The following is a 5,943-nucleotide window of genomic DNA, read 5'->3' as shown; positions in this document are numbered from 1 at the left end:
GCCCGGCGCAGCCGGGGCGAAACCGGATCAGGGGATGATGCGGGAATATTTCGTGCCTGTGACACGCGCCCCGGCGATGAAACCTGCCTGACCATAGACAAGGGCGATGACCGGTGCCGTCGTTGTCGCGGTGTCGGTGCCCAGCGATCCGCCCTGATCGGGCAGGGCATAGGCCATATTGGCCCCGGCGACCCAACCTGCGGCAGAGCGGAATTCAGACAGCGCCTCCTGCGTCATGAAGAATAGCGCATGGGCATATTGCTGTGCCCCGATCTGCAGGCCGACACTGGCCTGGGTCGCTGAATAGTAGTCGACCGAAATGTCGTTGATCCTGAGGGCACCCTGTCCGTAGGAGCCACCGAAGGTCACCAGCCCGGCCTCGGTCACCAGCGGGACATAAAGCACACCCGAAGCGCGCGACATCAGTTCCCGCGTGCCGGGATAGGTGCCCGCCAGATAGTCGCGCGCTGCGTCCACGCGCGCATCCAGACGCACACCGCCATCGCTGCCGACGCCATTGCCGCAAGCCGAAAGCCCCAGAAAGGCACTGCCGGTAAGGATTGCATTACGACGGGAAATTCCGGTCATGTCACTGCTCCGATCTCAACTGCCATTGCCAGCCTGTTCCGGCCGGTTCACCACTATCTATAGTCCAGAAGCTCTGACCTGTCATTATCTGTTGTGGCCAGACCCTCATCCGGCCAAAGCCCGCGCGGCATCGGGGGCGAAATAGGTCAGGATGCCGTCGCATCCCGCGCGCCGGAAGGCCAGCAGGCTTTCCAGAATCACATCCTCTTTCACCCATCCGTTCAACACCGCGCCCATCAGCATCGCGTATTCGCCCGAAACCTGATAGGCGAAGGTCGGCACGCCAAAGGCATCTTTCACATCGCGGCAGATATCGAGATAGGGCATGCCCGGCTTGACCATCACCATATCGGCACCTTCGGAAAGGTCGCGCGCCACCAGTCGCAGCGCCTCATCCCGGTTCGCCGGGTTCATCTGATAGGTCTTCTTGTCGCCTTTCAGCGCGCCAGAGGCACCGACAGCATCGCGAAACGGGCCATAGAAGGCGCTGGCATATTTGGCGGCATAGGAGAGGATCGTCACATCCTTCTGCCCCTCGGACTCCAGCGCCCGGCGCATTGCACCGATGCGCCCGTCCATCATGTCGGATGGCCCGAGGATATCTGCCCCCGCCTCGGCCTGGGCCAGCGCCATCTTCACAAGAGCCTCGATGGTTTCGTCGTTCAGGATCACGCCGTCCCGCACCAGCCCGTCATGGCCATTGGCGTTGTAGGGATCAAGCGCCACATCGGTCATAACCGCAATTTCGGGCACCGCCGCCTTGATCGCCCGCACCGCCCGGTTCGACAGGTTCTCGGGGTTCCATGCCTCTTCGCAGGTCTCGGTCTTCAATGCCGGGTCGGTATAGGGAAATAGGCAGATCGCCGGAATGCCAAGGTGCGCCGCTTCTTCTGCCGCGCGCACCGTACCCTCGACCGTCAAACGCGATACGCCAGGCATTGACGGCACGGGAACATCAGCGCCGGGCACATCGGTCACAAAGAGCGGCCAGATCAAATCCTTGACGGAGAGCCGGTTCTCCTCCACGAGGTCACGCAGGGCGGGTGTCCGGCGCAAGCGGCGAAAACGGGTCTGGGGAAAGGCGGCATGGATCGGGGGCATGTCTCGGCTCCGGTCGTGAGTTTCGTCAACGGCTTACATGGATTGTTGCCTATCACAAGGGTGGAAACCGTCGCAGCGCGAGGATAGCATTCGCTGCACAGAATACGGGCGGGGACAGAAATTGGACTGGAAGACACTGATATTCGACCTTATCGACCTGAGGTCGTTTTCCAACCTTTGGTACTGGATCGCCCTTGCCGTCACCTGGTCAACCGCCTCTCATTGGGTGCTGGGAGTGCCTTACGACATGGTGCTGCGGGCGCGCCGCAGCGGCGGGCAGGCCGAGACCGATCTGGAGGATATGGTTCGCATCAACGTGAACCGCATTCTTTATATCACCCGCGAAGCCGGCCTGATCCTGATCACGTTCTTTGCCTTTGTGCTGACCACGCTGGTGATGCTCGGCTTTGTCTACCGGAACGAATTCAGTCAGGCATTGATCCTGATTGCCGCCCCCCTGTCCGTGGTTGCGCTGATGAGCGTCGCCACCGCCCTCAGGATCGAAGCGACCGGTGAACGGGGCGAGGCTTTGCGCCGCCGCCTGTCGGTGCACCGGGTGGGCGTTCAGATCATTGGCATGATCTCGATCTTCATTACCGCCATCTGGGGCATGCTGCAAAACTTCAACGTCTCGATCCTGCCCGGTTGACACCAGCCACGGGGCGGATAGGTGAGTGCGGATGACAACGCCCGCCCATATCACGCTGTCCGGTGCCCCCGAAGGCTATGACGCAAAGTTGCTTGCCCAGGAACTGGGCAAGGGCGTGCCCGTCTGCCATGTCGCCCGCGACGACAAGCGGATGGAGGCGATGCGGGCGGCTTTGGCGTTCTTCGCACCGGGTGCGCTGGTTCTGACCTTTCCCGCCTGGGATTGCCTGCCCTATGACCGCGTATCGCCCAATGCCGACACTTCAGCCACGCGCATGGCGACGCTTGCCGCATTGGTGCAGGGTCTGCCGGGTCCGTTTATCCTGCTGACGACGCTGAACGCCGCGACCCAAAAGCTGCCTGCGCGTGAGGTTTTGCAGGCATCTGCGTTTACCGCCCGCGTCGGCCAACGCATCGACGAAGGTGCTTTGCGCAATTTCCTGGTGCGTATGGGGTTCAGCCAAAGCCCGACGGTGACCGAACCGGGCGACTACGCGGTGCGGGGCGGCATCATCGATATCTATCCGCCGGGTGAGGGTGGTCCGGTGCGGCTCGACCTCTTCGGCGATGTGCTGGACGGCGCACGCCGCTTCGATCCGGCTACGCAAAGGACGACCGAGAAACTGACGGTGGTGGAGCTTGCCCCGGTGTCTGAGGTCATCCTCGATGAGGCTGCGATCACCCGCTTCCGACAGAATTACCGCATCGAATTCGGCGCGGCGGGCACCGATGATCCGCTTTATGAGGCCGTCAGCGCAGGCCGCAAACATGCGGGGATGGAGCATTGGCTGCCCTTCTTCCACGAAACGCTTGAAACTCTGTTCGACTATCTGCCCGATGCCTCGGTCATGTTGGACGATCAGATCACGCCCGCGCGGGATGCCCGCTGGGTCGGGATCGAGGACCAGTACGACACCAGGATGGAGGCGATGAAGCGCCGAGACCGGCTGGATTCGGTCTACAAACCCTCCGCACCGGGGCTGCTTTACCTCGATGATGCGGGTTGGGATGCGGCCATTGCCGGACATCGGGTGATCCAACTGAATGCCCTGCCGCAGGCAACGGGGCCGGGCGTTCTGGATGCGGGCGGGCGTATCGGGCGCAATTTCGCACCCGAACGGCAACTAGAAAACATCAACCTTTTTAGCGCTCTGGCTGACCATCTGAATGCACGGCGCGCCGATGGGCAGATCGTTGTCGCCTCCTATTCCGAAGGTGCGCGGGAACGTCTGAAGGGGCTTCTGGAGGATGAGGAGGTGCATGGCGCCACGCTCATCCGCGACGTCCGCGATGTGCCCGAAGGCAAAGGCGGGCTCTATCTGACCGTCTGGGCGCTGGAACACGGGTTTGAGGGCAAGGGCCTGACCGTCATTTCCGAACAGGACGTGCTGGGCGACAGGCTGATCCGGGGCGCGAAAAAGAAGCGTAAAGCAGAGAACTTCCTGACCGAGGCGCAGTCGCTCTCGCCCGGTGATCTGGTGGTCCATGTCGATCACGGGGTAGGACGCTACAACGGGCTGGAGACCATTCTGGCGCTCGGCGCGCCGCATGATTGTGTGGCGCTGGAATATGCCGGCGGCGACCGGCTGTTCCTGCCGGTTGAAAATATCGAACTGCTCAGTCGCTACGGCCATGAAGAGGGGCTTCTCGACAAGCTCGGCGGTGGCGCATGGCAGGCCAAGAAGGCCCGGCTCAAAGAACGTATCCGCCAGATTGCCGAACGGCTGATGCGGGTTGCGGCAGAGCGGCTCTTGCGCAAGGCACCGATGCTGGAGGCGCCGCATCACGAATGGGACGCGTTTTCGGCCCGGTTCCCTTACGAGGAAACCGACGATCAGATGTCGGCCATTGATGAAGTGGTGGACGACCTCGGCGCGGGCCGTCCGATGGACCGGCTGATCGTCGGCGATGTCGGCTTTGGCAAGACCGAGGTTGCGATGCGCGCGGCCTTCATCGCGGCGATGTCAGGGGTGCAGGTCGCGGTGATCGCGCCGACGACGCTGCTCGCGCGGCAGCATTTCAAGACCTTCTCCGAACGCTTCCGGGGCACGGCGATCACCGTCCGGCCGCTGTCGCGCTTCGTCAGTGCCCGCGATGCGCAGGCAACCCGCGAAGGGCTGGCCGACGGCACCGTCGATATCGTCATCGGCACCCATGCGGTGCTGGCCAAGGCTGTGAAATTCCGCAATCTCGGTCTCTTGGTCATTGACGAGGAACAGCATTTCGGCGTTCAGCACAAGGAACGCCTGAAAGAGATGCGGTCAGAGATCCATGTCCTGACCCTGACCGCCACGCCGATCCCGCGCACACTTCAACTGTCGCTCACAGGTGTCCGTGATCTTTCGATAATCGGCACGCCACCGGTCGATCGTCTGGCGATACGCACCTATGTCAGCGAGTTCGACAGCGTCACGATCCGCGAAGCACTTTTGCGCGAACGCTATCGCGGCGGGCAATCGTTCTACGTCGTTCCGCGCATCAAGGATCTGCCGGATATCGAAGAGTTCCTGAAGACCCATCTGCCCGAGATTTCCTATGTCATCGCCCATGGCCAGATGGCGGCGGGCGAGCTTGATGAGCGCATGAACGCCTTCTATGACGGGCAATATGACGTCCTTCTGGCCACGACCATTGTCGAAAGCGGGCTCGATATTCCGACCGCGAATACGATGGTCATCCACCGCGCCGACATGTTCGGGTTGGCGCAGCTTTACCAGATACGGGGGCGCGTGGGTCGATCGAAACTACGCGCCTATTGTTACCTGACCACCAAACCCCGCACGCCGCTGACGCCTAATGCGCAAAAACGCCTGCGCCTGCTCGGCAGCCTTGATTCGCTGGGTGCCGGCTTTTCTCTGGCCTCTCAGGATCTCGACCTGCGCGGGGCGGGCAATATCCTCGGTGAAGAACAATCCGGCCATATCAATGAGGTCGGCTACGAGCTTTATCAGGCGATGCTGGAAGAGACGATCGCGCGGATCAAGGCGGGCGACCTCGACACTCCGACGGCCGAGGATGGCCAGTGGTCGCCGCAGATCAATCTTGGCGTGCCGGTGATGATCCCGGAAAGCTATGTGCCCGATCTTGATGTGCGGTTGGGCCTGTACCGGCGCCTCTCGTCGCTGACGAGCAAGGTCGAACTGGAAGGCTTCGCCGCCGAACTGATCGACCGCTTCGGGCCGGTGCCGAAAGAGGTCAATACGCTGTTGCTGGTGATGCGGATCAAGGCGATGTGCCGCCGGGCGCATATCGGGCGGCTCGATGCTGGTCCGAAGGGGGCAACGGTCCAGTTCCATATGGATAAATTCCCCAATCCCAACGGGTTGGTGGACTATCTTCAGGCGCAAAAGGGGCTTGCGAAGATCAAGGACAACAAGGTCATCGTGCGCCGTGACTGGGCGCGCGACAGCGACAAGATCAAGGGCGCCTATGCCATTGCCCGCGATCTGGCCGAGAAGGTGAAGGTCGTGAAGGCAAAGTAATCCTTGTACTGATCGTGATGAGTGGCATGCGCCCTGTGCGGTCGTTGGCGGGTATTCCCCTTCGCCCGGAATCAAGCGCTACGCGCGCCGGGCGAGCGCCTGCCCGTCCCGGCGGGCTGGCGCT

The 5,943-nt window shown here is 62.0% G+C and carries 4 protein-coding genes; 2 read left to right on the top strand and 2 right to left on the bottom strand.

Features of this window, described 5'->3' with window-relative positions; all coding sequences use genetic code 11:
• Positions 1-27: 27 nt before the first annotated feature.
• Positions 28-588 (bottom strand): YSC84-related protein, encoded by a 561-nt coding sequence (locus tag WBB85_RS17805; protein WP_432639935.1) that lies wholly within the window; start codon positions 586-588, stop codon positions 28-30.
• Between the two features lie 105 nt (positions 589-693).
• Positions 694-1,689, bottom strand: coding sequence for a porphobilinogen synthase (gene hemB / locus WBB85_RS17800; RefSeq protein WP_432639934.1), 996 nt, complete (start codon positions 1,687-1,689; stop codon positions 694-696).
• 121 nt (positions 1,690-1,810) lie between these two features.
• On the opposite strand from hemB, the gene WBB85_RS17795 reads away from it, so the two are divergent.
• Both WBB85_RS17795 and mfd read left to right on the top strand, forming a co-directional pair.
• Positions 1,811-2,338 carry a component of SufBCD complex gene (locus WBB85_RS17795; RefSeq protein ID WP_432639933.1) on the top strand — a complete coding sequence of 176 codons (528 nt, stop codon included), beginning with the start codon at positions 1,811-1,813 and terminating at the stop codon, positions 2,336-2,338.
• Positions 2,339-2,369: 31 nt separating this feature from the next.
• Entirely contained in the window at positions 2,370-5,819 is a 3,450-nt protein-coding gene (gene mfd / locus WBB85_RS17790) for a transcription-repair coupling factor (RefSeq protein WP_432639936.1), read from the top strand.
• The last annotated feature ends 124 nt before the right edge of the window (positions 5,820-5,943 follow it).

It is taken from the genome of Albidovulum sp., from assembly GCF_049646345.1.
GTDB lineage: Bacteria > Pseudomonadota > Alphaproteobacteria > Rhodobacterales > Rhodobacteraceae > Albidovulum.
The sequence above is the reverse complement of the archived record's forward strand: the minus strand, read 5'-3'. Positions and strand labels throughout refer to the sequence as shown.